The following is a 25,115-nucleotide window of genomic DNA, read 5'->3' on the forward strand; positions in this document are numbered from 1 at the left end:
GTAAGGAAAAACAAAATCGAAGGAGAGAAAATCATGAGAAGTAAAAAAATGATCACATCAGCAGCATTATCAGCTTTATTATTAGGAGGTGTAGTAGGTGCAGTAAATGCAAATGAAAGTAATGTTCAAGTAATTCCATTTCATGATAATAAAGGTACGGAAGTTGATTTGAACAAATATGAGATGATTACTGTAGATGAAAAAACGGGTAAAGCTTATGATAAAGATGGAAATGTAGTTCAAATACCAAAATCTAATGGGGATGAAACTTGGGTGGAAATTACTTTTGATCAAGAAACAGATAAGTATTACGATCAAGATGGAAACGAAGTTAACATAAATGACTATAATGATAAAAACGTAAAATTTGAACGAGGAGGATTTACAAATACAGAAGCATTAGAGGACTACGAATATACAATACACACAGTAGATGAAGAAACAGGGAAAGTTTATGATCAGGATGGAAATGAAATTGAATTCATTGAGTCTAATTTTTCAGAGGTAGGTGAAATTGTCGAATTTACAATCGACGAGGAGACAGGTAAAGTTTATGATCAAGACGGAAATGAAATTGAACGAGGAGGATTTACAAATACAGGAACATTAGAGGACTACGAATATACAATGCACACAGTAGATGAAGAAACAGGAAAAGTATATGATCAAGATGGGAATGAAATTGATATAGAAGATATAGAATGGGTAACAATAACTTTTGACAGAAAAACAGGTAAATATTATGATCAGGAAGGCAATGAAATTGATATAAACGACTATAATGATAAAAACGTACAAATTGAATTTGGAACATAAAATTAATTTTTATTAATGATGGACACCCTCCAATGAAGGGTGTCTTTATTTATGTCTTCAATTCATTCTTCGATTAAAACTTTTACGTAAAAACAAGTTATCTTTTTTTATTTTGTGGAGGAGAGGGTTCTATTTGTTGTACCTCAAGTGCATCCACCTTTGTTTGAGTTAATTGTTGTTGCATATATTTTACCTGCTGTTCCTGTGATTCATTAGCTTGAAAATCTAGATTCGTTTGTACCTTTTTTAAATTGGTCATCGCATAGTCTAATTGATCTTCAGATTTTTTAATATCCTGGGGACTTGCAGTTGCTTTAGCCTTTAATACAGCTTGTTGTGATTTTTGCAACAAAGTAATTGCATCATCTGCTCTCTCTACAGCATTTTGTAAGTTTTGTTGATGTTGACTCTTTTCAGCCATATTCATACCTCCTTCTTGAATAAGAAACAAAATAAACTTCATTTAGTATGTGATAATTTTAAAACAAACATTCTAAATATATATTTATTTCTTGATGTTTTAAGGAATATTGTTTTGCTGTACTGCAAAACTTAATAAGGTAATCGATAAACAATAGATAAGAACTAGGTGATTAAATGAAAAAATTAATCTTTTTTCTTATAGCATTATTTATATATGTAATTTATGTTTTCACAAAGAGCTTTTGGGATAGTCAAATTTTTACTTTCATTAGTCTTTTTTTTTCTGTGATCTCGTTTATAATCGGAATTCTCCTTATTTTTGAAAATCGCTCCCCAACAAAAACAATAACTTGGTTGATCGTCCTAATATTCTTACCTATCTTTGGTTTCATTTTTTATATATTATTTGGACGTAGTTATTTAAAAAGAAAAATTAATGAAAAGAATATCTTTATTCAGAACAATAACGATAATAATATTGAATTAACCAAATTAATGAGTACAAATATAGAACTGTTGGATGAAAGGCAAAGAATTTTTTCAAGATTAGCCTACAATTTAGGTAACAGTCCATTATCTTACAAAACAGAGGTAAAGATATTAACTAATGGTAAAGTTACGTTTGAAGAAATCATAAAATCATTACAAAAAGCAAAGCATCATATCCATTTGGAGTATTACATCGTCAGAGATGATGAGATAGGTCAAAAGATAAAAAATATTTTGATTCAAAAAGCAATTGAAGGTGTGAAAATTAGATTTATTTATGATCTCTTTGGCAGTTGGAAGTTACATAAACAATACTTAAAGGATCTTAGGTCTGTAGGCGTAACGATTGAACCATTTTTACCTTTGAAAATTCGCTTTTTAAATAATCATATCAATTATCGGAATCACAAAAAAATGATCGTAATTGACGGTAAAGTAGGGTTTACTGGTGGTATTAATATAGGTGATGAATACTTAGGAAAAGATAAAAAGGTTGGGTTTTGGAGAGACACTCATTTACAGCTAAAAGGAGAAGCTGTAAATGCACTTCAGTACTTCTTTCAAAAGGATTGGTTATTTGCTACGAATGAAGAATTTGCTTCAGACGAATATTTTATTAAAAATGTTAAATCAAGTATTCAAAATACAGAGACAGGTGCTGTACAGGTTATTAATAGTGGACCAGATCAAAAGTGGAATGTCATTAAAGATTTATTTTTTTCTATGATTACTTCAGCTAAAAAATCGATATGGCTTGCTTCCCCTTATTTTATACCGGATGAAGATATCATTAGTGCTTTGAGAATTGCTTGTTTAAGCGGAATTGATGTTAAATTACTGTTCCCTTTAAACCCTGACAATCGATTTGTATTTTATGCATCAAGGTCATATTTTTCAGAGCTTTTAGAAGCTGAAATGAAAATTTTTGAATACAAAAATGGGTTTATGCATAGTAAGTTCATTATTATTGATGAAGAATTTGCTACAATTGGAACGACAAATATGGATTTGAGAAGTTTTTATTTGAATTTTGAAATCAATGTAATTTTATATCAACAAGAAAGTGTAAGAAAATTAGTGGATGATTTTCAAGCTGATCTTTTAGTATCAACATTAATTGAATATGAACAGTTTTCACATCGTTCAAGAACCCAGAAAATAGCAGAGTCGCTTGCAAGACTTGCTTCCCCTTTTCTTTAATCATAAAGTTTCAATAGATATATGTGAACATCTCTTGGATGCATCTGTGAAAGGTGATCGGTAGGTGATTTTCTTTTAACTAATGTTATAATATATAATCATGTACATACATAGGAGATGAGTGAACTTTGAAAAAGCTTGAGGGGAAAAAGATTGCAATAGCTGGTGGAAGAAAAGCGGATGAAATTAGCAAACTTATTGAAAATTTCGGAGGTACCCCATTAATACGTCCTGCTCAAGGTACTGTTTTTCTTGATGATTCTAATGTAAAAGAATCATTACATCGATTGCTTCATGAAAAATGTGATTGGATCATTTTTACAACAGGAATTGGAACGGATAAATTACATACTCTAGCTAAAGAATCTGGAAATGAAAATCAATTTATAAATGTTTTAAAAGGTGCGAAAATTGCTGCAAGAGGATATAAAACATTGAATGTTTTAAAAAAATTGGGAATACAACCAACCATAAGGGATGATGATGGGACAACAGCAGGACTTACTCGAATGTTCCAACCTTATCAATTAGAAGGAAAACATATAGCACTCCAGCTCTATGGCGCTCCTGCACCAAAAATGATTAATTGGTTAGAAAAATCAGGTGCTAATTATTTTGAAATATTGCCCTATAGACATGTACCACCTGCTGATGAGAAAATGGAGCAAATTGTTTCTGAAATTTTAAATGGTGAAGTGGATGTGGTGGCTTTTACTAGTGGCCCTCAAATTCGATTTATGGTTGAATATGCTGACAAAAATATGAAGCGTTCAGAATTCATTCACGCCTTAAACGAGAAAGTACTTGCATTATCTGTTGGAAAAGTAACTGAAGCGGCTTTAAGAGAAGAGGGAATCAATAGAGTTGTAACTCCTGAAATAGAAAGAATGGGAAGTATGATCGTTACATTAGCGGAGTACTTTGAAAAAAATAATTAATCAAGAGGTGTATCAAATGCGTAAATATTTTGATGAAACTATTGATCGTAATCGTACGTTTTCATATAAATGGGATGAAAGAAAGAGGTTTTTTGATAGTGATGAAGTATTACCCATGTGGGTAGCAGATATGGATTTTCGTTCCCCTAAACCTGTAGTGGATGCTTTAATTAAAAGAGCAGAACATGGTGTTTACGGATACTCATCCTCTCCTAATTCTTATGATGAAGCCGTAGTAAGTTGGTTAGAACAAAGACATCGCTGGAAAATCGAAAAAGAATGGCTATCTTATTCTCCTGGTGTGATGCCTACAATTGGTTTCTTAATTTCTTGTTTGACTGAACCAGGTGATAAAGTTGTTTTACAATCTCCTGTATATTATCCATTTTTTGATGTTATTAATAGAAGTGGAAGAGTGATTGTAGATAATGCTCTTATTCTTGAAGATAATACTTATAAAATGGATTTAGACAAACTAGAATACCAACTCGATTCCTCTGTTAAAATGTTATTACTTTGTAGTCCACATAACCCAGTTGGCAGAGTATGGACGAAAGATGAGTTGGTACGTTTAGGTGAGATTTGTATAAAACATAATATTATTATTGTTGCTGATGAGATTCATGCAGACTTAGTTTTTAAACAAAGTAAACATATCCCATTAGCTACCATCAGTGAAGAGTTGGCTCAACAGACCATTACTTGTATAGCACCTAGTAAGACGTTTAACATTGCAGGGTTGCAAGCTTCAAGCGTAATTATTTCAAATGCTGATTTACGGTTGAAATTTAGAAAAGAAATTAGCAGGTACTCTTTAAATATGATGAATACTTTCGGAAGGGTAGCTGCTGAAGCTTCATATAAACAAGGTGGTGAGTGGCTAGATCAATGTATAGATTACATATACGATAATAATCAGTATGTAAAACAATATGTAGAAACAAATATGCCACTAATTAAAGTCATCCAGTCTGAAGGTACATATCTTGTATGGTTAGATTGTAGAAAATTAGGGATGAATGGACAAGAACTACGAGAATTTATGTTGAAAAAAGCAAAAGTAGCTTTAAGTGACGGGTTTATTTTTGGTGAGAATGGTGATGGTTTCACAAGAATGAATATCGGATGCCCTAGAGAAATGTTAGTAGAAGGACTGGAAAGAATCAAATCAGCATATATTAGTACCTTTAAATAAAATTAGTATGAGGGCTAGAGAAAGGGTGTTATAATGAAAGTTACTTTTTATGGACATTCATGTTTCCTTGTTGAGGGTAATGGTAAGAGTATTTTGATCGATCCTTTTCTAAAGGGAAATTCACAAACTTCAGCTTCTCCTGATGATTTTAAAGTAGATGCGATCATTTTAAGTCATGGACATGAGGATCATTTTGGTGATTGTTTACAGATTGCTGCTGAGAATCAATGCCCTATTATTGCTACATATGAATTAGCGATGTATTGTCAATCTCAAGGTGCAAATGTACACCCCATGCATATTGGTGGAGCATTTCAATTTGAAGGATTTAAGGTTAAATTAACTCAGGCATTCCACGGTTCTTCAGTAAAACATGGAGATCAAACGATTTATACTGGAATGCCAGCTGGTATTTTATTAACCATGAATGATCGTACATTTTATCATGCTGGGGACACAGGATTATTTGGAGATATGAAAATGATTGGTGAATTAAATAAGATTGATTTAGCCGCTTTACCTATGGGAGATAACTTCACGATGGGACCAGAGGATGCTCTAATCGCAGCTAAGTGGCTTCAGACTAATCGAGTAATTCCAATACATTATAATACGTTTCCAATCATTGAACAGAATGTAGATGAATTTGCTCAAAATTTAGATGAACAGGGAATGAAATGTCATATTTTAATGAGTGGGGATCAAGTTGAAATTTAACATAAAACAGCAGAGAAGGTTATGAACTCTCTGCTGTTTTATTAAATTATTGCTAGAAGGAACTTCGTCACTTTTTGGAGTGCATTTCTTGTTTGGGCAGGTATTTATTAATATTCTTCTTTTACTTTTCTTGAAAATAGTCTTTTCAACCAAGCGAAGAAACCTGATTTCGAGACCTTAGATTCATTTTTTACATTTTCAACCTCTGTTTTTAATTTTTCTATATTTTCATTTAATTCAGCAATATGATTTCCTGTAACTTCAGGTTCTTCTGTTTGTAATTGTAAAATCTCATGGTTTACTTCATTCATCTCATTATCGTTAATTTCGAGTGTTTTTTCCTCCTGTGTCTCTGAATGAGTTTTTACATGAACTTCAGCATTTAAAGTGATCTTTTCATTCATCTTCTCCATAAGTTCTTTTAATCGAGATATTTCAAAATTTAATTCAGATATATGGTTGTTTACATTTTCAAAAGTTTTATCTTGTTCTTGGGAATCAATTAGGGGTTCTGGATGAACTTCTACTTCTATACTCCCGTTTATTTCATTCTGAACCGATGATTTTATTGTTGCAATGTCATCACTTTTATTTACATCTAAATCTTCTTGTTGTTCTGACTCAAGTTCAAAACATTCAATGGGTTTTTCTTCTTCAGGTTCAGGACAAACAGTAACGGGTCCTGGTTCAGGTTCAGGAACAGGTTCAGGAACAGGTTCAGGAACAGGTTCAGGAACAGGTTCAGGTACAGGTACAGGAACAGGTTCAGGTACAGGCGTTGGTTCTGTAACATTAACAGGAGTTTTGATAGAAGTTATTATCGTTTTTACTTGTTTTTGCGTAAGCGTTATCGTTAAGCTGACAACCATTTTTTCTCTAATTGTTGTGAAAGTACCTTCATCTTTAGGACCGTATAGTAATGGGGTACGATTGCTAAATAAATCTCTTTCATTAATTGCAACTTGCTCAACCTCACATTCTACAGGTGAGTTAATAGGTTGCCATAATGATTGATCGAACTGAGTAAGTTTACGTCCATGAAAGCTTTTTGTAGCACTATCATTGTGGTCGAGTATTGGGAATATATTTTCAACGGGTAATGCACAATTGAATGGTACATTCACAGTGCAATGTCTGATTTTACCACAAACCCCATCATTTGAATCGTAATCTACTGAAGAATAACGTATATTTTTACGAACAAACCCGCCTAGAAATAACTTACCTGCTAATTTACAGGGAATATTTGGATTGGTAATTTCAATAAATTCAGATTGAGTAATACAAACTTCTTTATCAATATCTTTGATATCTAAAGCAGGACAATCTAATTCAATATCAGCTTCGATGTCGATTTGAACATTCAATGATCCTAGAACAACATCCAATTGAAAGGTATTCTGGTGGTCTGCTGGTGTTGTCTGAGAAGTACAATCAGATAATATTGGTGTCACTTTTACGCCATCATCATATTTATCAAACACTATATTTTACTCCTTTCTCTATAGATTTAGATATTATATTCTTCTTTATATCTTTTTGATTGGTTATTAGCTGATATATATTAAGAAACGGGCTAATTTCTATTTTTTTAATAATAATAAGATAAATCTGGATTGATGGCTTTAGAATTTATTAGTAATTGTCATGTTAATTTTAAAGTTACTACACCTTTTTGAGTGAGTGTAATGTTTAAAGATACAACCATTTTCTCTCTTATTTGAGTAAAGGCACCTTCATTTTTAGGACCGTGAGATAGTGCAGTACGATTACTGAACAGATCTCTTTCATTAATATTTACACTGTTAATTTCACATTCTACTGGTGCATTTAAAGGCTGCCAAAAACTTTGGTCAAATTGTGTAAGCTTGCGACCATGGAAGCTCATTGCTTCACGTTCGTTATGATTGTTTGTTGGGAATATTCCTTCTACAGGAATAGCACAATTAAAAGGTATATTCGCAGTGCAATGACGAATTTTTCCACACACCCCATCATCAGTTACAGATTCAACTGAAGCATAACGAATGTTTTTGCGAACATATCCACCTAAAAACAATTTTCCTGTGATTGCACAATTAGCAATGGGACTAGATACTTCTATAAACTCAGATTGTGTTACACATACCTCTTTGTCAATATCTTTAATATCTAAAGCAGGAACATCTAATTTAATATCAGCTTCAATATCTATCTGACAATTTAAAGTTCCTAATACGATATCTAATTTAAACATGTTCGGTTCGGCTGGTGTTGTTTGAGCAGTACAATCACTTAAAATCGTTGTTGCTTTAGCACTACAATTACTCATATTTATTGTCTCCCTTCGAGTAAACATAAGTGTAAATTAAAACAATTTTAAATTAACTGGGGTTTTGTTAATTAATTTAAAATGGCTTCTACTTGAAAAAAAATTCACCTCTAACTATCCAATTAAAGGTGAATTTATAAATTTCAATTTACATTTGTACATTTCATTATTATTCTATCAACAGGTAGTAGTACTAGTCTTAGGTGGTTTTATAGTGCGTATAGTTTTTTGAGTAAGAGTAATGTTTAAAAGGATAACCATTTTTTCTCTTAATGTACAGAAAGTACCTTCACCTTCGGGACCATAAGGTAATGGTTTACGATTTTTGAATAAATCTCGTTCATTAATCGTAACACTGTTAATTTCACATTCTACTGGTGCATTCAGAGGCTGCCATAAACTTTGGTCAAATTGAGTAAGCTTACGACCATGGAAGCTTTTTGTTGCACTATCGTTGTGATCAGAAACTGGGAATAATCCTTCAATAGGTACAGCACAATTAAAAGGTACTTTTACAGTACAATGACGAATTTCACCACATACGCCTTGATCCGTTACACATCCAACAGCAGAATAACGAATATTTTTGCGAACAAACCCGCCTAAAAATAATTTTCCAGTTAGTTTACAAACATCAACTGGACTTGTTACCTCAATAAATTCACACTGTGTGACACATACCTCTTTGTCAATATCTTTAATATCTAGAGCAGGTTCATCTAAGTCGATGTCAGCTTCAACATCTATTTGAACTTCACAAGTACCTAATACTAAATCTACTTTAAACGTATCACATTCTGCTGGAAAACATTGAGCTGTACAATCAGATAAAATAGGGGTAACTCTTGCACAATCCTTATCACTCATTTGTTTAACTCCTTTCATTAATTTAAAGTTGAAATGATATTTCAATAACATCATATTCTATTTTTTGTATTTGGTTTGGACATTTGCACTATTTTTTAAAGAAAAGGCTCCTGTGTAGTTTTTAAGAATAAATATTGTAATAAGATTTATGATGATTTCTTGATTAATGTATTCACACTTGTAGTATATTTGTGAATTTATGCATTTGATTGGATTTGAGCCTAAATAAAATACATTATTCAAATACCTATCTTGAGTTCATCTTTATTTCATAAACATTTCATAATTTTAACAACAATCCTTTGCTACAATATAGATATGAAAATAAACTAATGGACGTGAAATAATATGCACAATATTTTTGGACTTTTATCATTGAATCAAGTTGAAAAGAAATTAGATGAAATATCAGTAGGAGATTTAAGTAAAGAAATAAATGAATCAAAAAGAAAAAGGGGTCTAATGAAAAAAATACATCAAACCTCTAAAAGTTTAGTTAGATTAATCATTTCAGTTGATCGAGGTTCAAAAAGATTAGATCAAGAGGTGTTAATGCTTGGTAAAAACTCTGAGATTGTAAACGAGCAAGTAAATACTGTGACAACAACGATACGAGATATTACAAATGGCATTCAAGATGCAGCAGAATATGTACAAACTATTTCAACTGAAATGTGTAACATTAATGATCTTTTAAATGAAGTAAAGACAGATAATCAATCTTTAACTAATAATGCGATGAAGTATATGAATGAATTAGTCCAATCTAAAAAAGAAACAACTTTGACAATGGAACAAATTAGAGTGGTTTCAGAAGATAAGGAAAAAGTGCACCAATCTATGAATCATTTAGATCAATCGATCAGTCATATTAGCTCTGTCAGTACGTTATTAAGTAAGTTATCTAATGAAACCCATATATTGTCCTTAAATGCTAATATAGTTGCTTCACAAGCAGGTGAACATGGGAAAGCATTTCAGGTAATTGCGAATGAAGTATCAATTTTAGCACAGCAATCTAAAGAAGAAATTACTAAAATACAGCAACAGATTCAAGATATATCTGATTATGAGGAACAATTAAAGTATCGCTTTCAAGAAATGGACACACATGTTGAGAAAAGCGTACTTTCAATGCAAGAATCCATTCAAAAATATGAATATATGGAGTCGTTTCTCCTATCTTCAATCAATAACATTGACGTAGTTAATAACAAAATAAATAATATTTCAACAAGTACACATAATTCTGTTCAATCAACAAATCAAACTAATGCATTTTTTCAAGAGATTGCAGCAGGAAGTGAGGAAATGTTAGCGTCTTCTGAAATACAGCTACAAAGTATTAATCAGATGAATGAGGATATACAAAGAATGAAATTAAACAGCTTATCCTTAAGGTCTGTTGTTTCACAATTTAAAACTCCAATTGTTTCTGTCAACATGTATTTAAAAGATGAAATTAATGCATGGATTGATATTGCCATCATGATTCGTGCAATAATGTTATCCATGATAGAGTCGACTGATTTACAAAAGATTCGGGAATGGAATAGTGAGAAAGAGTTAAAGGAAGAGGAATTATCAAAAACTTTTAAAAAGCTCTCTAATAAAATAAATAGAGAAAGTGATAAGGTTTATTTGCAAGCATTAAAGGAAGCATGGGCTGAATTTTCGAAGATTAAAGATCAAAACGCTAAATGGATGTTAGAAGAAGAGTTTAAAAAAGCATCTCAAGCGTTAAAAAATGAAGGTAGAAAGTCTTTTAAAATTGCTTTGGATATTGCTAATGAATGGTTAGAGATTGAATAGAAATTGAATTCTTGTTAAGATATAATTAAGTTTGTTTAATGACTGGAGGAAGATGAAATGAATTATAGACAACTTGGTAATCGTGATCTAAAAGTAAGTGAAGTCAGTTTTGGTACTTGGGCAATTGGTGGTTCTTGGGGTTCTACGAGCGATGAAGAGTCATTAAGAGCTTTACATAGAGCGATGGACGAAGGTGTAAACTTTTTTGATACTGCGGATGTTTATGGTGGAGGGCACAGTGAAGAATTATTAGCTAAGGCTACCAAAGGGAAAGAAGATTCCATACATATAGCGACTAAATTTTGTCGTTTTGGAGACATTCATGATCCAAATACATATTCTATGGAGACAGTCCGAAATTATTGTGAAACAAGTTTAAAAAAACTTAATAGAGAAAGAATCGATCTATATCAAATTCATTGTCCACCTATGGATATTTTAAAAGATGGTAGCGTGTTTGAGGTTTTAGATAAATTGAAGGAAGAAGGGAAAATCCGTCACTATGGCGTTAGTGTTGAAACAGCTGAAGAGGGTTTAGTATGTTTGGAAAATCCTAATGTAGCTGCACTTCAAGTTATTTTTAATATTTTTAGACAAAAACCGTCTGAACAATTACTACCCAAAGCAAAAGAGAAAGGAACAGGTATACTTGTCAGATTACCTTTAGCAAGTGGTTTGTTAACGGGTAAATTCACGGCACAAAGTACTTTTGAAGAAGATGATCATCGAAACTTTAATGAAAATGGTGAACAGTTTAATGTAGGTGAAACCTTTGCTGGTTTAGGTTTATCTAAAGGATCGGAATTAGCAAGTCAATTGAAATGGATTTCGGAAGGCAGAGAGAATATGACAAGAGCTGCTTTACGTTGGATCCTTGACCATGAAGAAGTAAGCTGTGTCATTCCTGGATTTAAAAATGTGAAACAAGTAGAAGATAATTTGCAGGCCATTCAAGTTTCTTCATTTTCAAGTGAAGAGATGAAGAAGTTGAGTGATTTTTATAAAAATGAAGTTTTTGCTCATATTAGAGGTGTTTATTAAGAAATAAGAAAAGATGTTACCATGACTGGAGGTAACTTATGGCATTTAGTCGAATATTTTGGGGCATTATTTTTTGGTTTGATTTTAGAATTAATGGTTTTGATATTTTACCTGATATTATAGGTTATGTGCTTATTTTTTCTGGACTAAAGTTATTGTTACATATCAATACCCATTTTATATCTGCACAAAAAATATCTATTCCATTGATCGTGTTATCCATGTTTAATATTTTTGAAATAAACTTTGGAATTTTTGGTTTTTTAATATTTGTTAGTTTTACGATTTTAAATTTATTGCTTGTGTTTCATCTTTGTAAGGGAATTGAGGTTTGGGCCAAATATAATGGACGGTATCGTCTTGCGGATGAAGCAACCCATAGATGGAAGATTTATTTTGTTTTAACTGTAGTAGCGGCTGTTTTAATGATGGGATCCTTGGTGCTTCTTCCAATCGCTTTGTTATTAGTTATTCCTTTACTTATTGCAAACATCATTGCTCTCATTTTATTATTGACTTTAATGAAAAATGCAGAAAAAGAATTAAGATATTAATCAATATTTTTTATTTTGATTATAGTAAAAGGGTGAGTGAACTATTAAAAGTTCATTCACCTTTTTCATTTTTTGTTCATTGAAAATTCATAATCATATTCAATTATATATTGATTCATTTCTTTCACAATTGTAGACTGTAAAAGTGAATAACAACATTCATTGGTAATAAAGAAATTCCTCAGTGTAAATGAATTATTTATTGTAAACAATGGTTGTTAATGAAAAATACTAAAATGAAATCAACAAGAATGGTGTTGACTTAAGAAAAGGGAAGGTTACATACAAATGGAAAAGAAATTAACATTTAAATCACTAATTATTATGATTATGGTATTAGTATTAGTAACTGGATGTACCGATAGTCAAGAAGAAACGTCTGAATTACCGCCTCTTAAATTATTTGATGTAGACATTCAAATTAGTTCTGAAGAAATTCAACCTGGAGAGCCTGTTACATTCAAAGCCATTGTCACTCTTGATGCTGAAAAAATTGAAGATGCAAGTGAAGTGAAATTTGAATTTAAAAAAGATGGCAGTGAAGATTCTACGTTTGCCTACGGAACTCATCAAGGAGAAGGCGTTTATGCTGTAGAACAAATATTTGATGAAGACGGTGTGTATAGTGTAACTGCACATGTGACCGCAAGAAATATGCATAATATGCCTAAAAAACAGTTTACTGTTGGAGAAGTAGATGAAATGATGGATGAGAACATGGAATCAGGCGAAATGAACCATGAGGACATGGATGGTTCCATGGGGGATTCTGATGAAGGTGGATTAGGAATACATTTAATGGGTGTTGAAACTGTGGTTGCAAATGAAGAAGTAGAATTAACAGCTCATCTTCAACAAGGTGATCAGTTGTTAACGGATGCTAACGTTAAATTTGAGATTTGGTTTGACGATAACGAGAAACATGAATATGTTGATGCTGCTTCTGAGGATATGAAAGGAATGTACAAATCAGATTATATCTTCACTTCAACCGGTACCTATAATGTTACAGTACACGTTGAAAAAGGTGAGGAAATTCATGATCATAAGGAACATACTGTGGTTGTAAAATAAATTATAATAACCTAAGAGAAGAAAGTGGGGGAGATAACCCTCACTTTTTTTCTTTTTTTTTAAAAAATAAAACCTTTTAGATAATTTGTCAGTCTAATATAGAGATAGAATAAAGAGGGGAGAAATATGAGTGGAAATTGAACAACTTGTGAAAGAGGCTCAGAAGAAAAATGATGACGCTTTTTATGAATTAATTTCAATTCATAAAGTTCAATTATATAAAATAGCATATTCTTATTTTAATAATGAACAAGATGCACTTGAAGCCATTCAGGAAGTAACATACCGTACTTACTTAAAAATTAATAAACTCAAATATCCAAAATATTTTAATACATGGATTATTCGGATTTTATTGAATTATTGTAATGACGAGATAAAAAGAAAAAAGAGGATGAATAAACAACAAATTGAGATAAAAGTTCATCAAAATGAAAATGAATTTATAAATAGGCTAGAAATCGAAAGTTTAATAGAGAATTTAGAGCCAAAATTTCAAGAAATAATAAAACTAAAATATATACAGGATTTAACAATCCCACAAATTTCGCAAATCTTAGAATTTCCTGAAGGCACGGTAAAAACCTGGTTGAATAAATCCTTAAAAATATTACGGAAAGAATTAGAAAGGGAGGGTGAATATTATGATGGAAAATAAAGAGGACCATTTATTAAATGAATTAAAAGATCACTATAGCAAATTATCAATTCCAGACCAGATGGATCAAATGATTAACAATGGAATAATGAAAGCAAAAAAGAAACAAAGACTTAAACGATCTACCTACGTAACTACTATTGCGGTTAGTATTCTTATGTTGTTGTTTGTTACTTCGATAAGGGTTTCACCGGTTTTTGCATCATTTGTAACTAATATACCGGGATTATCTAAAGTTGTAGAATTAATTAATTACGATAAAGGTCTTCAATCTGCAGTAGACAATGGATTTATCCAAGTAATTGGGAAATCTGATGAACACGAAGAGATCACTTTTACTGTAGATTCAGTCATTATTGATGAATCAAAATTGATTGTTTTTTATACAATTACTGGAATAGAAGAATATAATTATATCAGTTTGAGTAAAGTTGAATTGTTGAAATCAAATGGAGAGCGTTATAAAGTGGGTACTTCGTACGATCATAACATAAATGAAGTAGAAGATATGGTTAGTAATAAAATTGATTTTTCATTTCATGGAGATACTCCAGAGGAATTCACATTAAATGTGAACATTTCAACAAGTGAAAATGCTGATACGGAAGAAAACTTACCTTATACTTGGTCTGTTCCTTTTCAAGTAGATAAAACGTTATTTGAAAATATGAAACATATATATGATATTAATCAAACAGTGAATATAGAAGATCAGTTGATTACGTTTGAAAAAGTAACAATATATCCAACAAGATCAGAATTAAGTATCTCATTTGATGAAAACAATTCAAAAAAAATATTTGGGTTTGATGACTTACGTATCGTTGACCAGTCTAAAAATGAATGGAGTACAAATAATGGAGTGTCTGCTGTACACATCAGTGATCATGAGAGGCTGCTTTATTTTGACAGTAATTATTTTTATGAGCCTGACGAAATGTATATTGAGTTTAAATCTATAAGGACACTAGATAAAGATAAATTAGAATTACAAGTGGATTTAGAACAACAAAAATTAATTAAAGCACCGGATGAGAATATTACCCTTGAATTTATAAATGAAAAGGGAGGTGAATTAGAAATAGGATTTCGTATTAAATATGACGGATTACATCAGATACGTTCTGAAGAAATATCTCATGAATTTCATGATTCGTCAGCTACTTATTCATTCAGAACTAGTACATCAAGTATTTTAAGTAACGACAATGCAAAGGAAACCGTCTTATTGATTCCAAAGAGAGAATATTCGAATCCACTTACTTTTTCTTTCTGGGATTATCCAGCCAGAATTTATGAGGATGTACAAATTAAAATAAAATGAGTAAGTTTTTTTGAAAAAAGTGATTATAAAATATAAAGTATAAATTAATAAACACAAAAGCTGTCCTTAAAATGTGTGACAGCTTTTGTTTTAATCGTGCATAGTAAATTCATATTGATGTTTATATTCAATATAACTTTACGGACGATGTAACCTTGTACGATCACCGGAGAGTTTTTTCCACTTGTCTTTTTCAAGTTTTTGAGCCTTTTTATCATTTTTTCTTTCTAAAAAAGCTAATTCCTTTTTCAGTTTTAAGTAGCTTTCATATCGAGTTGCTTCTAGACTTCCATTTTCAATTGCTTTTTTAACTGCACATTTTGGTTCATTATTATGAGAACAATCTTTAAAATAACATTCACTTGCTAATTGTTCGATATCTGAGAAGGTATGATCAAAACTATCATCTGCTTCCCACAGTTGAAATTCTCTCATTCCAGGTGTATCCACCATGATCACATCATTCGGCAATACAAATAGTTCTCTATACGTGGTTGTATGTTTTCCTTTATCATCATGTCTTATATCTTGAATCTCTTGAACTTCTTTTTCCATTAATAAATTTACTAAAGTAGATTTACCTACACCAGAGGAACCCGTAAGTGTAATCGTTTCTCCTACATTCATATAGGGACCTAATTGCTCAACCCCTGTATTTTCTACTGAACTAATGACACAAATCGGTACGCCAATTGCAATTGTTTCAACTTGGGATACCTTTTCATCAACATCTTTACACAAATCCGCTTTACTTAACAAAATAACTGGATTTGCTCCACTTTCCCATACCATGATTAAATATCGTTCAATTCTTCTCATGTTAAAATCATCATTTAGAGAAATTACGATAAAAACCGTGTCTACATTCGCTGCTACAATTTGTTCCTCTGTTGTAATACCTGCAACTTTTCTTGAGAACTTACTTGTTCGTGGTAAAACAGCATGGATAATCGCTTTGTTTTCTCCTTCCATTTGTTGAAGGACAACCCAGTCCCCTACTGCAGGATAATCTTCTCGTGAAGCAGACTCAAATCTAAATTTCCCAGATACTTCTCCTAATACCTCTCCGTTCTCTGTATATACTCTGTATAAACGTTTATGTTCTAACGCCACACGACCAACTGTAAATTGTTTTTCCTTATATGGTAAAAATTCATTTTCAAAATATTCGTTCCAACCTAATTTGTTTATATTCAATGTAAAAGCCTCCAATTATTATATACTGTAAATTTTAATTAAAAAAAGACCGTTTTAAACGGTCTTAGTAGTAGATAAGAAGATAAACCTATCTATCCATTAAAAAACCGTGGGTTTAATACACAACCCACGGTACAGTAATCAATTGAAGTCAAACTAACTGATTATCGTATCATCATAATGGAGGGTTGTGTATTATTCAATGCAATTAACGTATAAACTCGTAATTTGATTGTCATAAAACATTCCTCCTTTGATTTAGTAAGTAATTCTAAATTAATATACAATAATTTCATGAAGTTGTAAAGTCGTTTTTTTATTCTCTGCTTCACTTTACTTAATAGGGATCAATTTAAACACTAATCCAGTTACCAACCCATATATGCCATGACTAACCAAGCTTAACCACATGCCTGATGATGAACCCCCACCACAAGCGTTGCCACATGGATCACTTGCAGCTCCGCAAGCGCTTCCACAAATAGAACCACAAACAGCTACATCACCACCCATTAACATTGGCATAATTACAAGGGGGCCGATAACCCATATGATTACTCCAAAGATTACACCTGCAACTATGGGTTGTTTGATAAACCCAATAAAATATGCAAAACCAATCCCAAAGATAGCACTGATGACTAAATGAACAATAAAACCAACAATGGCAGAGTCACTACCAACCATTGATGCGATCCCAGGGAAAGATCCCATCATTCCTAACATGATAGACATCACAAGTCCACCAATTAAACTTGCGTAAATTCCGGCTTTTAGATTAAATTTTTTTGCTGTTCCAGCCATAAAAGTATACCTCCTTTAATTTTAATCTCATTATATTGGTAATGAAAATTATAGTATGTAAAACAGATTACATAATTTGTATTATGTTCATGATATGATTTGATTTAATGGATAAAAAAGAGAGGAAAGTGATAGAGAATGGTATTTAAAAAATATTGGAAGTTAATGATTATGATTGGTGTTCCTTTCTTGTTAGGAACTTTAGAAATTTGGCACCCGCATCATGTTGATTTTAATGACATGGTTTCTTCAAATGAAAAAGCAAATCGGTGGTTAACAATACATCTTTTACAACTCCCATTATTTGGATTGTTGGCTCTATCCATTTTGTTTTTATTAGAAAAAGCTCGAAATGCAGCTTCATTCATAAGTAAAATCGCATTGTGTTTTTTTGTTGTGTATTATACTGCTTTAGACTCTGTCGCAGGCATCTCCACAGGAATATTATTTAATTTTCTAAAATCCAATCCAGATTTAGCTCAAACTGAGGCAATGAATCAACTTTTTTTATCCCTGTTTCACATCCAAGTCCCTGGGGGTACTATGATTGTTAAGATAGCGGTTGTTTCTTGGTTAGTAGCTGGGATTTCTGCAACGATCGCACTTTATATAAAAGGTTATAATCGGGTAGGTGTTATTTTGATAGGAATTGCTACGATTGTTTTTCAATCTCACGCTTATCCAAATGGTACCATTGCTATGTATTTGTTGACAATTGGAATTATAATGATTCAATTTTTCCCATGGCACTTTACGGAAGTGAAAAACCCTTCAACAATTAGAAAAAAATTAGAAATCAAATAAGAACTATGTTAAAATGATCCATGAAAATTGGAGGGATGAACGATGAAAAGGTTAGATGGTCAGTTAGCTTTAGTCACAGGTTCTAGTCGTGGAATTGGTGCAAAAGTTGCGGAAGGATTAGCAGATAGAGGATGTGATGTCATCCTCCATGGAAGAACGATAGAAAATACTTTACATACGAAAGAAATCATTGAATCTAAAGGTGTTAAAGTTTATTCTGTTGAAGGAGAATTATCCTCTGTTGAAGGTGTGAACCACATCATTCATCAAGTGAAAAAAATTGGACATATCGATATTTTATACAATAATGCCGGTATTAGTAATCAATATAAACCTATTTTTGAGTATAAGGTGGAAGATTGGCAAGAAATCATGCAGGTCAATGTATATAGTTTATCCTTATTATGTAGTGCTTTTGCTCCTGCTATGAAAGAGAAAGGGTATGGTCGAATTGTAAATGTTAGTTCTGGTATTCAAGACCAGCCACATTTAGTTGCCTATAGTGTTTCAAAGGCAGCTGTAGATAAGTATACGAAGGATCTTTCATTCGAACTCAAAGATGTAGATATAAAAGTTAGTTATATTGATCCTGGTTGGATTAAAACTGATTTAGGTGGACCCAATGCTGAAAATGATCTAAGTAGTGTTTTGCCAGGTATGTTAATCCCTGTTTTACTGGAAAAAGAAGATGTTACTGGCCAAAGTTTTCGTGCACAGGATTATAGAGACAAAGAAATTTAAGTATATAAACTTATAAAAAGTTACAACATTTTCCTCCTTTATACCGTCTATGGATTAAAGGGGGTTTTTTATAATGAAAAAAATAGGGTTAGTTATATTTAGTTTTGTGTTGTTTTTGGCTATCATCGGGTGCTCTAATCAATCTGAAGAAAATCCAATGTTAGAGGGGGAGAATATTTCTAGAGAAACTGAACGGAATGACATGGTTATTGAGCCACAAGGTCAAGAAGAACCGAAATATGAAGAATCTTCATCAATGGATTCTGCTGTAAGTCTAGAATTTTCTGAAAGTTTAAATCAAAATGAAAAAAGTATGGTTATAACTCCACCAAACAGAGAAGAAATAGAAGATATGAATTTCAAAGGTTATGGCACCAATCCATTTATTTCAACAGAAGATGATACATTATCTACTTTTGCTATTGATGTGGACACTGGTTCTTATACAGTGGTTCGAAACTATATTCAAAGGGGGACATTACCACCTCCAGAAGCTGTGAGGGTGGAAGAGTTTATTAATTATTTTAAAACAGATTTGGAAGCCTCAAAAAATAAACCATTTGCGATTCAAGTTGATGGTGGTGAATCTCCGTTTGGTGAAGGTTATAAACTAATGAGAGTCGCTATTAAAGGGGAAGAAATAGCAGATGAAAACAGAAAACCTGCTAACTTAGTATTTGTCATTGATGTATCTGGTTCTATGAATCAAGAGAATCGATTAGGACTTGTGAAAAAAAGTTTATATCTTCTTGTAGACCAATTAAAAGATAATGATAGGGTAGGTTTAATTGTATATGGATCAACAGCTAGAACTATACTTGAACAAACTTCAGTTGAAGATAAACAACGAATTATAGCAGCAATAGATCAATTAGAATCATCTGGATCAACGAATGCAGAAGAAGGATTAGTCCTGGGTTACGAAACGGTATCTGAGTATTTTCAAAAAAATGCTTTAAATAGAGTGATTCTTTGCTCAGACGGTGTTGCTAATGTAGGCGAAACAGGAGCAGAGGGGATTTTAGGAGAAATCAAAAGGTATGCTAGAGATGATATAACATTAAGTACTTTCGGGTTTGGTATGGGAAACTATAATGACGTTCTAATGGAGCAGTTAGCGGACCAAGGCGATGGTAACTATGCATATATTGATTCTTTTTCAGAAGCTAGACGTATTTTTACTGAAGAATTAACAGGTACATTACAAACGATTGCAAAGGATGTAAAGATCCAAGTTGAATTTGACCCTGAAAAAGTGGATAGATATCGATTAATTGGTTATGAAAATCGTGATGTAAGAGATGAGGATTTTCGCAATGATACAGTTGATGGGGGTGAGATTGGAGCCGGACACGCCGTAACTGCTTTATACGAGATTAAAGTGAAAGATGATGAACTAGATGATTTGGGGTTAATTCGATTAAGATTTAAAGATGTAAAGGTGGATGATGTTATAGAGCTTTCTAGTTCTCTTTCTATCAAAAATGAACTTGATAGGGAACTGAAGTTTCAAGCAGCCGTTGCTGAATTTGCTGAAATATTAAGGCAAAGTTATTGGGCTAAGGAAAGTACTCTGAATCAAGTATTAGAACTAGCTGAACAAAATGCAGTAGGAGAAAAACAATTGCAATTTGTTTCTTTAGTAAGAGATGCAGTCGCTATTCAATCCTATGATTAGTAATCGAGGTTTTTCTTAAAAACCGAACACTATCTCGACAACTACTTCAATTACTTGCTATAATCATGGAATATTGAATTTACTTGAAAGGAAGACGGCAACAGATGGAAGTGAAAGTGGCAAAAAATGAACAAGAACTTAAAGATGCGTTTACAGTAAGAATGGATGTATTTGTTGAAGAACAGAAAGTGCCTTCAGAAATTGAGATTGATGAATTTGAGGATGAATCTACGCATGTTGTTATTTATGATAAAGGAAAACCTATAGCAACAGGACGTATTCGAGAAGCGGATGGTTATGGAAAACTAGAACGTATTTGTGTTTTAAAAACCCACCGTAAATTTGGATTGGGTAAAATGATTATGGATAGTTTAGAGTCAATAGGGCGTAAGATGGATTTAAAACAATTCAAGCTAAATGCCCAAACTCAAGCGGAGTCATTTTACGAAAAGCAAGGTTATAAAACAGTATCTGGAGAGTTTTTAGATGCAAATATACCACATGTGACGATGGTGAAAAAATAATAGAATATAGGTTATTAAACCCGTCTTGGAATCTTTAATAAGAGTAGTCTAAAGGCGGGTTTATATTATCCATTCATTGATTTAATGATTTAGATTGATCTTTATCATTAAATTTAATGAACACCCAAACTCCAAATAATAATATAAATCCAGCAAAAGCTTGTTGAATTGAAATATGTTCATTCAGCAGGAAATATGCAAGTAAAGCTGCTCCTAATGGTTCCCCTAATATAGACATAGATACAGTTGTAGCATTCATATATTTTAATAACCAATTAAACAGTAGATGACCAAATACTGTTGGTACGATAGCCAATATGATAAAAATTCCCCAATCTATTGAAGTATAATTAAAGAAAGAATATCCTAAAAATAAATTATAAAAATGAAGTGAGAAAGCGGCTGTTAAAAATACAAAGAAACTATAAACATAATTGGACATTTTGCGTAGTAATTGTTTTCCAATAAGCATATGTAGTGCAACTGCAATTGCTCCTAACAAAGCTAGTAGATCTCCAAAGAATGCTTCTGAAGAAACTCCAAAATCACCCCATCCAATTAAAACTGCACCAAGAACTGCGATAAACATACCCATTACAGATAGAACGTTTGTTCTTATTTTGAAAAATAGAAAAGATCCAATGAGCACAAATATAGGTTCTAGTGCAACAATTGCTGTTGAATTTGCAACAGAAGTAAATCTTAAAGAACCCATCCATAATAAAAAATGTAAACCTAATAAAAGACCAGATAAAGATAAATAATACCAGTCTTTTTTGGAAAGGCTTTTGATTTCATCCCAGTACCTCAGCATGAATGGTATCATGAATAAGTTTGTAAAATATAAGCGATACATTGCCATAACAGATACGGGTGCATCGGACCATCGAATAAAAATAGAGGAAAAAGAAATAGCTATAATTCCAACGAGTAAAATAATCCAAAGTGGAATGGGGAATGGTTTTGTGTTGTTCATTAAACTGTATCTCCTAATATAATTTGGCTTGTTAGAATGGTCTGATTCTATGAAACTATGAATGAATACCTATTCTTATTTCTCTTCAAATACATATACATAATATATATGATTTTTAAGGTGGGGTAAATGGTGATCGAAAAAATAAAAAAATACGTAGAGCTTAAATCAAAACAGAAACAAATAACAGAGGAATTATCAATTTTACGTGATGATATTCTTTCTTTTATGGAAAAAGTTAATGAAGTGGAGATGGATTTTGAAAGTTATCAAGTTAAAGTTGTGCCTCAGGAGAGGAGATTATATGACGACGATGTATTATATAAATCACTTCCTGATGAGAGCTTATGGAGATTAATGTCTAAAGCAGACACATCAAAAATTAATGGTTTATTAAAATTAAACATTATTAAGGATGAGTTGTTAAATGGTTCTTATCAAATTAAAAAAGTGTCTAATTTACAAATAAATAAGAAATAGAGGTGATCTGGGTTAGGGCAGAAGTTAAATTGATGATTAGTATGAACAAAAACCATCCTCGATTATAACTTACGAGAAGGAAACATGGAAATAAGAAAACAATAGACAAATAACTACGAAAAAGCAGCCTGACGATTAACATTCTGTTTTTCGTCAGCTGCTTTTTCGTTTTCATCTATTAATGGCTAACTCCTAATACAAGTTCTTTTAATCTTTGATCTACAAATTCACTTTCGAAAAATAACCCTTTTACTTCTACTGAAACAAGAATGACATTTCTTTTTAAATAAGATGGAAATAATTCAAGATAAAGGAACTGTGCGATGTTTTCAACTGATGGCACAAAATCAACAGCAAATGGTGATTTTTTCAAGTCATCAGGTGGAGTTACACCTTTCTTGATTAACGTTCGATTATTAATATCATTTCCAATTACTTCATCGAATATTTCAACCGCAGTAGGAGCAAAGATGACAAATCCATTTTCTGGTATAATAGTTGTTATTCCAAATGTTAGTTGGATTTCATTAATTGGAAATTCACCGATCTCTTGTAAAAAATAACAATTGTTGGGATTAGTGATAACTTTAAATAGAGTTCTTCCACCGCTCATACACTCACCTCCTTGTAATACTATAAGGTATGTTAAAGGAGAAAAAATGAGTGTGCGGATGAACATAAAAGTATAGAATTTTAAAAAAAGTGAGGGAAATGAATTGGTATTTCCCGGGCGAGCGCATAGAAAGATAAATATTATAATGAATCGACAACAGTTTAATATTTTTTTATCCTTTCATAGGATATAATGTCGAATCGCCTCGCACTTTTAATCAGATTATAATATGTGATAGACCAAAGCCTCGTGTGGTCTTAAATCAATATCATCATTCTCTAAATCAACTTCCGCATCCTGGTAATTGCTGATGATTAGATTTTTTCTTTTATTCTGATAAGGTTCAGAAAATTGGAACATATGATGATCATCTGAATGATTTAAAATGATCATCCATATGTTATTTTCCAACTTTCTTGTATACACGTATAAATGCTTGTCCTCTGGTAGCAAATCCTCATATTCCCCATAAACCATAATTTCATGCTTTTTTCTGAGAGAAATGAGCTTTTGATAATAATAGTAAATGGAATTAGGATCCTTTAAAGCTGATTTTACATTAATGGTTTTATAATTTGAATTGATATTAATCCATGGGGTTCCATCCGTAAAACCGGCATTTTTTGTATCATCCCATTGAACAGGTGTACGTGAATTATCTCTACTTAGAAGTTTTAAAGACTGGATCACCTCTTTAGGATCTTTCCCTTTGTTTACTTCTTCTTTGTATTTATTCATCATCGCAATATCGTTGTATTCCTCAATGGATTCATAGTTGACACCTGTCATGCCTATTTCTTCACCTTGAAAAATGTAAGGCATTCCAGGCAAGGTATGCAGCATGGTTGCGAACAACTTTGCTGACTCTACTCTATATTTTTGATCATTACCGTATCTTGTAACTTGTCTTGTATGGTCATGATTATTTAAAAATTGTGAATTCCATCCTGAATCTTTTAATGCCACATACCACTCTTTTTGAATCGATTTGTATTTCACCGTATCCCAAGTAGGCATATCATCTGCAACTTGAAAGTGAAACAAAGTATTTAATTCTTTATTTTCTTCTGCAACATATTGTTTTCCCATTTCAGGAGTGACAAAAGGAACTTCACCAACGGTCATAATATCATAATGTTTTAATACTTTATCATTCATTTCTCGTAAATACTCATGGATACCTGGGTTATTTCCAAGATAATGAATGTTCTCTGGATTTTCAACATTGGAAAAATGTTCTGGTTTAGCAAGTAAGTTTATGACATCCATTCTAAACCCATCTATCCCTTTATCCAGCCAAAATTTCATCATGTCATAGATGACTTTACGTACATTGGGATTTTTCCAATTTAAATCAGGCTGTTGGGTGGCAAAGGAGTGCATATAATATTGATTGGTGTTTTCATCAAACTCCCATACAGAAGGTGTGAAATAAGAACGCCAATTGTTTGGCTCTTGTCCATTTTTTGGATCTTTCCAAATGTACCAATCCCGTTTTTCATTCGTTAAAGAAGAACGTGATTCAATAAACCATGGGTGTTCAGAAGAGGTGTGATTTACAACTAAATCCATGATTAATTTCATCCCTCTATTGTGAACTTCAGTTAAAAGCAGATCCCATATTTCCATAGATCCTGCTCGTGGTGTGATGCCTAAATAATTACTTATATCATAACCATTGTCAACATCAGGTGATTCATATATAGGATTTAACCAGATGATGTCAACTCCAAGATTTTCAATGTAGTCTAATTTTTTTATGAGACCTTGTAAATCACCAAATCCGTCTCCATTGGAGTCATAAAAACTTCTCCAATAAACTTGATATACAACAGCCTCTTTCCACCAAGTTTTTTTCATGTCCATCCTCCAATTGTAA

General features: G+C 32.1%; 25 protein-coding genes. 16 read left to right on the forward strand and 9 right to left on the reverse strand.

All coding sequences use genetic code 11. The annotated features are described in order from the left end of the window. Positions 1-33: 33 nt before the first annotated feature. Positions 34-816 (forward strand): hypothetical protein, encoded by a 783-nt coding sequence (locus EPK97_RS15515; protein WP_162037539.1) that lies wholly within the window; start codon positions 34-36, stop codon positions 814-816. Between the two features lie 97 nt (positions 817-913). Here EPK97_RS15515 and EPK97_RS15520 read toward each other — a convergent pair whose 3' ends face one another. Further along, complete coding sequence (locus EPK97_RS15520; protein ID WP_162037540.1) at positions 914-1,237, reverse strand: hypothetical protein; 324 nt, start codon at positions 1,235-1,237, stop codon at positions 914-916. Positions 1,238-1,413: 176 nt separating this feature from the next. On the opposite strand from EPK97_RS15520, the gene cls reads away from it, so the two are divergent. The 4 genes from cls (at position 1,414) to EPK97_RS15540 (ending at position 5,778) form a co-directional block, all read left to right on the forward strand. Next, a complete protein-coding gene (gene cls, locus EPK97_RS15525; protein WP_162037541.1) occupies positions 1,414-2,928 on the forward strand; it encodes a cardiolipin synthase in 1,515 nt (504 codons plus the stop codon). Positions 2,929-3,056: 128 nt separating this feature from the next. Next, positions 3,057-3,866 (forward strand): uroporphyrinogen-III synthase, encoded by an 810-nt coding sequence (locus EPK97_RS15530; RefSeq protein WP_162037542.1) that lies wholly within the window; start codon positions 3,057-3,059, stop codon positions 3,864-3,866. Positions 3,867-3,882: 16 nt separating this feature from the next. Then, positions 3,883-5,061, forward strand: coding sequence for a MalY/PatB family protein (locus EPK97_RS15535; RefSeq protein WP_162037543.1), 1,179 nt, complete (start codon positions 3,883-3,885; stop codon positions 5,059-5,061). Between the two features lie 33 nt (positions 5,062-5,094). Beyond that, positions 5,095-5,778, forward strand: a complete 684-nt coding sequence (locus tag EPK97_RS15540; protein ID WP_162037544.1) for a metal-dependent hydrolase — start codon at positions 5,095-5,097, stop codon at positions 5,776-5,778. Positions 5,779-5,885: 107 nt separating this feature from the next. Here EPK97_RS15540 and EPK97_RS15545 read toward each other — a convergent pair whose 3' ends face one another. The 3 genes from EPK97_RS15545 to EPK97_RS15555 form a co-directional block, all read right to left on the reverse strand. Continuing rightward, positions 5,886-7,262 carry a CsxC family protein gene (locus EPK97_RS15545; RefSeq protein ID WP_162037545.1) on the reverse strand — a complete coding sequence of 459 codons (1,377 nt, stop codon included), beginning with the start codon at positions 7,260-7,262 and terminating at the stop codon, positions 5,886-5,888. Positions 7,263-7,423: 161 nt separating this feature from the next. Further along, positions 7,424-8,089, reverse strand: coding sequence for a CsxC family protein (locus tag EPK97_RS15550; RefSeq protein ID WP_162037546.1), 666 nt, complete (start codon positions 8,087-8,089; stop codon positions 7,424-7,426). A 177-nt stretch (positions 8,090-8,266) separates the two neighbouring features. Next, a complete protein-coding gene (locus EPK97_RS15555; protein ID WP_162037547.1) occupies positions 8,267-8,956 on the reverse strand; it encodes a CsxC family protein in 690 nt (229 codons plus the stop codon). A gap of 348 nt (positions 8,957-9,304) precedes the next feature. Here EPK97_RS15555 and EPK97_RS15560 point away from each other — a divergent pair, with 348 nt between their 5' ends. The 6 genes from EPK97_RS15560 to EPK97_RS15585 all read left to right on the forward strand — a co-directional run bounded on the left by EPK97_RS15560 (position 9,305) and on the right by EPK97_RS15585 (position 15,419). Continuing rightward, entirely contained in the window at positions 9,305-10,768 is a 1,464-nt protein-coding gene (locus tag EPK97_RS15560) for a methyl-accepting chemotaxis protein (RefSeq protein WP_162037548.1), read from the forward strand. Between the two features lie 57 nt (positions 10,769-10,825). Next, positions 10,826-11,809, forward strand: a complete 984-nt coding sequence (locus EPK97_RS15565; protein ID WP_162037549.1) for an aldo/keto reductase — start codon at positions 10,826-10,828, stop codon at positions 11,807-11,809. A gap of 38 nt (positions 11,810-11,847) precedes the next feature. Beyond that, complete coding sequence (locus EPK97_RS15570) at positions 11,848-12,363, forward strand: hypothetical protein (RefSeq protein WP_162037550.1); 516 nt, start codon at positions 11,848-11,850, stop codon at positions 12,361-12,363. 288 nt (positions 12,364-12,651) lie between these two features. After that, positions 12,652-13,437, forward strand: coding sequence for a FixH family protein (locus EPK97_RS15575; protein ID WP_162037551.1), 786 nt, complete (start codon positions 12,652-12,654; stop codon positions 13,435-13,437). A gap of 130 nt (positions 13,438-13,567) precedes the next feature. Then, complete coding sequence (locus EPK97_RS15580) at positions 13,568-14,095, forward strand: sigma-70 family RNA polymerase sigma factor (RefSeq protein ID WP_162037552.1); 528 nt, start codon at positions 13,568-13,570, stop codon at positions 14,093-14,095. Then, a complete protein-coding gene (locus EPK97_RS15585) occupies positions 14,082-15,419 on the forward strand; it encodes a DUF4179 domain-containing protein (RefSeq protein WP_162037553.1) in 1,338 nt (445 codons plus the stop codon). The genes EPK97_RS15580 and EPK97_RS15585 overlap by 14 nt, the downstream gene beginning before the upstream one ends. Before the next feature lie 138 nt (positions 15,420-15,557). Here EPK97_RS15585 and rsgA read toward each other — a convergent pair whose 3' ends face one another. Continuing rightward, the gene (gene rsgA / locus EPK97_RS15590) at positions 15,558-16,616 is read right to left on the reverse strand and encodes a ribosome small subunit-dependent GTPase A (RefSeq protein ID WP_162037554.1); all 1,059 of its coding nucleotides are present in this window, start codon (positions 16,614-16,616) and stop codon (positions 15,558-15,560) included. Positions 16,617-16,949: 333 nt separating this feature from the next. Continuing rightward, the gene (locus EPK97_RS15595; protein ID WP_162037555.1) at positions 16,950-17,420 is read right to left on the reverse strand and encodes a DUF1440 domain-containing protein; all 471 of its coding nucleotides are present in this window, start codon (positions 17,418-17,420) and stop codon (positions 16,950-16,952) included. A gap of 138 nt (positions 17,421-17,558) precedes the next feature. Here EPK97_RS15595 and EPK97_RS15600 point away from each other — a divergent pair, with 138 nt between their 5' ends. The 4 genes from EPK97_RS15600 (at position 17,559) to EPK97_RS15615 (ending at position 21,167) form a co-directional block, all read left to right on the forward strand. Beyond that, on the forward strand, positions 17,559-18,224 hold the full coding sequence (locus EPK97_RS15600; protein ID WP_162037556.1) for a hypothetical protein: 666 nt from the start codon (positions 17,559-17,561) through the stop codon (positions 18,222-18,224). 42 nt (positions 18,225-18,266) lie between these two features. Beyond that, on the forward strand, positions 18,267-18,965 hold the full coding sequence (locus EPK97_RS15605; protein ID WP_162037557.1) for an SDR family NAD(P)-dependent oxidoreductase: 699 nt from the start codon (positions 18,267-18,269) through the stop codon (positions 18,963-18,965). A 73-nt stretch (positions 18,966-19,038) separates the two neighbouring features. Beyond that, entirely contained in the window at positions 19,039-20,643 is a 1,605-nt protein-coding gene (locus EPK97_RS15610) for a vWA domain-containing protein (protein ID WP_162037558.1), read from the forward strand. Positions 20,644-20,747: 104 nt separating this feature from the next. After that, positions 20,748-21,167 carry a GNAT family N-acetyltransferase gene (locus tag EPK97_RS15615; protein WP_162037559.1) on the forward strand — a complete coding sequence of 140 codons (420 nt, stop codon included), beginning with the start codon at positions 20,748-20,750 and terminating at the stop codon, positions 21,165-21,167. A gap of 73 nt (positions 21,168-21,240) precedes the next feature. On the opposite strand, the gene EPK97_RS15620 is transcribed toward EPK97_RS15615, so the two are convergent. Further along, positions 21,241-22,143, reverse strand: a complete 903-nt coding sequence (locus tag EPK97_RS15620; protein WP_162037560.1) for a DMT family transporter — start codon at positions 22,141-22,143, stop codon at positions 21,241-21,243. Positions 22,144-22,275: 132 nt separating this feature from the next. On the opposite strand from EPK97_RS15620, the gene EPK97_RS15625 reads away from it, so the two are divergent. Next, positions 22,276-22,623 (forward strand): hypothetical protein, encoded by a 348-nt coding sequence (locus tag EPK97_RS15625; RefSeq protein ID WP_162037561.1) that lies wholly within the window; start codon positions 22,276-22,278, stop codon positions 22,621-22,623. 178 nt (positions 22,624-22,801) lie between these two features. Here the strand turns inward: EPK97_RS15625 and EPK97_RS15630 are convergent, their stop codons facing one another. Together EPK97_RS15630 and EPK97_RS15635 are read right to left on the reverse strand one after the other, a co-directional pair. Further along, positions 22,802-23,236 (reverse strand): tunnelling fold family protein, encoded by a 435-nt coding sequence (locus tag EPK97_RS15630; protein ID WP_162037562.1) that lies wholly within the window; start codon positions 23,234-23,236, stop codon positions 22,802-22,804. A 222-nt stretch (positions 23,237-23,458) separates the two neighbouring features. Continuing rightward, the gene (locus tag EPK97_RS15635) at positions 23,459-25,096 is read right to left on the reverse strand and encodes a glycoside hydrolase family 13 protein (RefSeq protein ID WP_162037563.1); all 1,638 of its coding nucleotides are present in this window, start codon (positions 25,094-25,096) and stop codon (positions 23,459-23,461) included. Positions 25,097-25,115 lie beyond the last annotated feature (19 nt).

The organism is Chengkuizengella sediminis (assembly GCF_010078385.1).
GTDB classification, from domain to species: Bacteria; Bacillota; Bacilli; order Paenibacillales; family KCTC-33759; genus Chengkuizengella; species Chengkuizengella sediminis.

Coding starts and splice junctions, on each gene's coding strand:
- EPK97_RS15600 (WP_162037556.1), top strand. CDS start 17,559: ATGGTATTTAAAAAATATTGGAAGTTAATGATTATGATTGGTGTTCCT.
- EPK97_RS15550 (WP_162037546.1), bottom strand. CDS start 8,089: ATGAGTAATTGTAGTGCTAAAGCAACAACGATTTTAAGTGATTGTACT.
- EPK97_RS15610 (WP_162037558.1), top strand. CDS start 19,039: ATGAAAAAAATAGGGTTAGTTATATTTAGTTTTGTGTTGTTTTTGGCT.
- EPK97_RS15515 (WP_162037539.1), top strand. CDS start 34: ATGAGAAGTAAAAAAATGATCACATCAGCAGCATTATCAGCTTTATTA.
- EPK97_RS15585 (WP_162037553.1), top strand. CDS start 14,082: ATGATGGAAAATAAAGAGGACCATTTATTAAATGAATTAAAAGATCAC.
- EPK97_RS15595 (WP_162037555.1), bottom strand. CDS start 17,420: ATGGCTGGAACAGCAAAAAAATTTAATCTAAAAGCCGGAATTTACGCA.
- cls (WP_162037541.1), top strand. CDS start 1,414: ATGAAAAAATTAATCTTTTTTCTTATAGCATTATTTATATATGTAATT.
- EPK97_RS15635 (WP_162037563.1), bottom strand. CDS start 25,096: ATGAAAAAAACTTGGTGGAAAGAGGCTGTTGTATATCAAGTTTATTGG.
- EPK97_RS15630 (WP_162037562.1), bottom strand. CDS start 23,236: ATGAGCGGTGGAAGAACTCTATTTAAAGTTATCACTAATCCCAACAAT.
- EPK97_RS15570 (WP_162037550.1), top strand. CDS start 11,848: ATGGCATTTAGTCGAATATTTTGGGGCATTATTTTTTGGTTTGATTTT.
- EPK97_RS15540 (WP_162037544.1), top strand. CDS start 5,095: ATGAAAGTTACTTTTTATGGACATTCATGTTTCCTTGTTGAGGGTAAT.
- EPK97_RS15565 (WP_162037549.1), top strand. CDS start 10,826: ATGAATTATAGACAACTTGGTAATCGTGATCTAAAAGTAAGTGAAGTC.
- EPK97_RS15560 (WP_162037548.1), top strand. CDS start 9,305: ATGCACAATATTTTTGGACTTTTATCATTGAATCAAGTTGAAAAGAAA.
- EPK97_RS15605 (WP_162037557.1), top strand. CDS start 18,267: ATGAAAAGGTTAGATGGTCAGTTAGCTTTAGTCACAGGTTCTAGTCGT.
- EPK97_RS15535 (WP_162037543.1), top strand. CDS start 3,883: ATGCGTAAATATTTTGATGAAACTATTGATCGTAATCGTACGTTTTCA.
- EPK97_RS15615 (WP_162037559.1), top strand. CDS start 20,748: ATGGAAGTGAAAGTGGCAAAAAATGAACAAGAACTTAAAGATGCGTTT.
- EPK97_RS15575 (WP_162037551.1), top strand. CDS start 12,652: ATGGAAAAGAAATTAACATTTAAATCACTAATTATTATGATTATGGTA.
- EPK97_RS15520 (WP_162037540.1), bottom strand. CDS start 1,237: ATGGCTGAAAAGAGTCAACATCAACAAAACTTACAAAATGCTGTAGAG.
- EPK97_RS15620 (WP_162037560.1), bottom strand. CDS start 22,143: ATGAACAACACAAAACCATTCCCCATTCCACTTTGGATTATTTTACTC.
- EPK97_RS15555 (WP_162037547.1), bottom strand. CDS start 8,956: ATGAGTGATAAGGATTGTGCAAGAGTTACCCCTATTTTATCTGATTGT.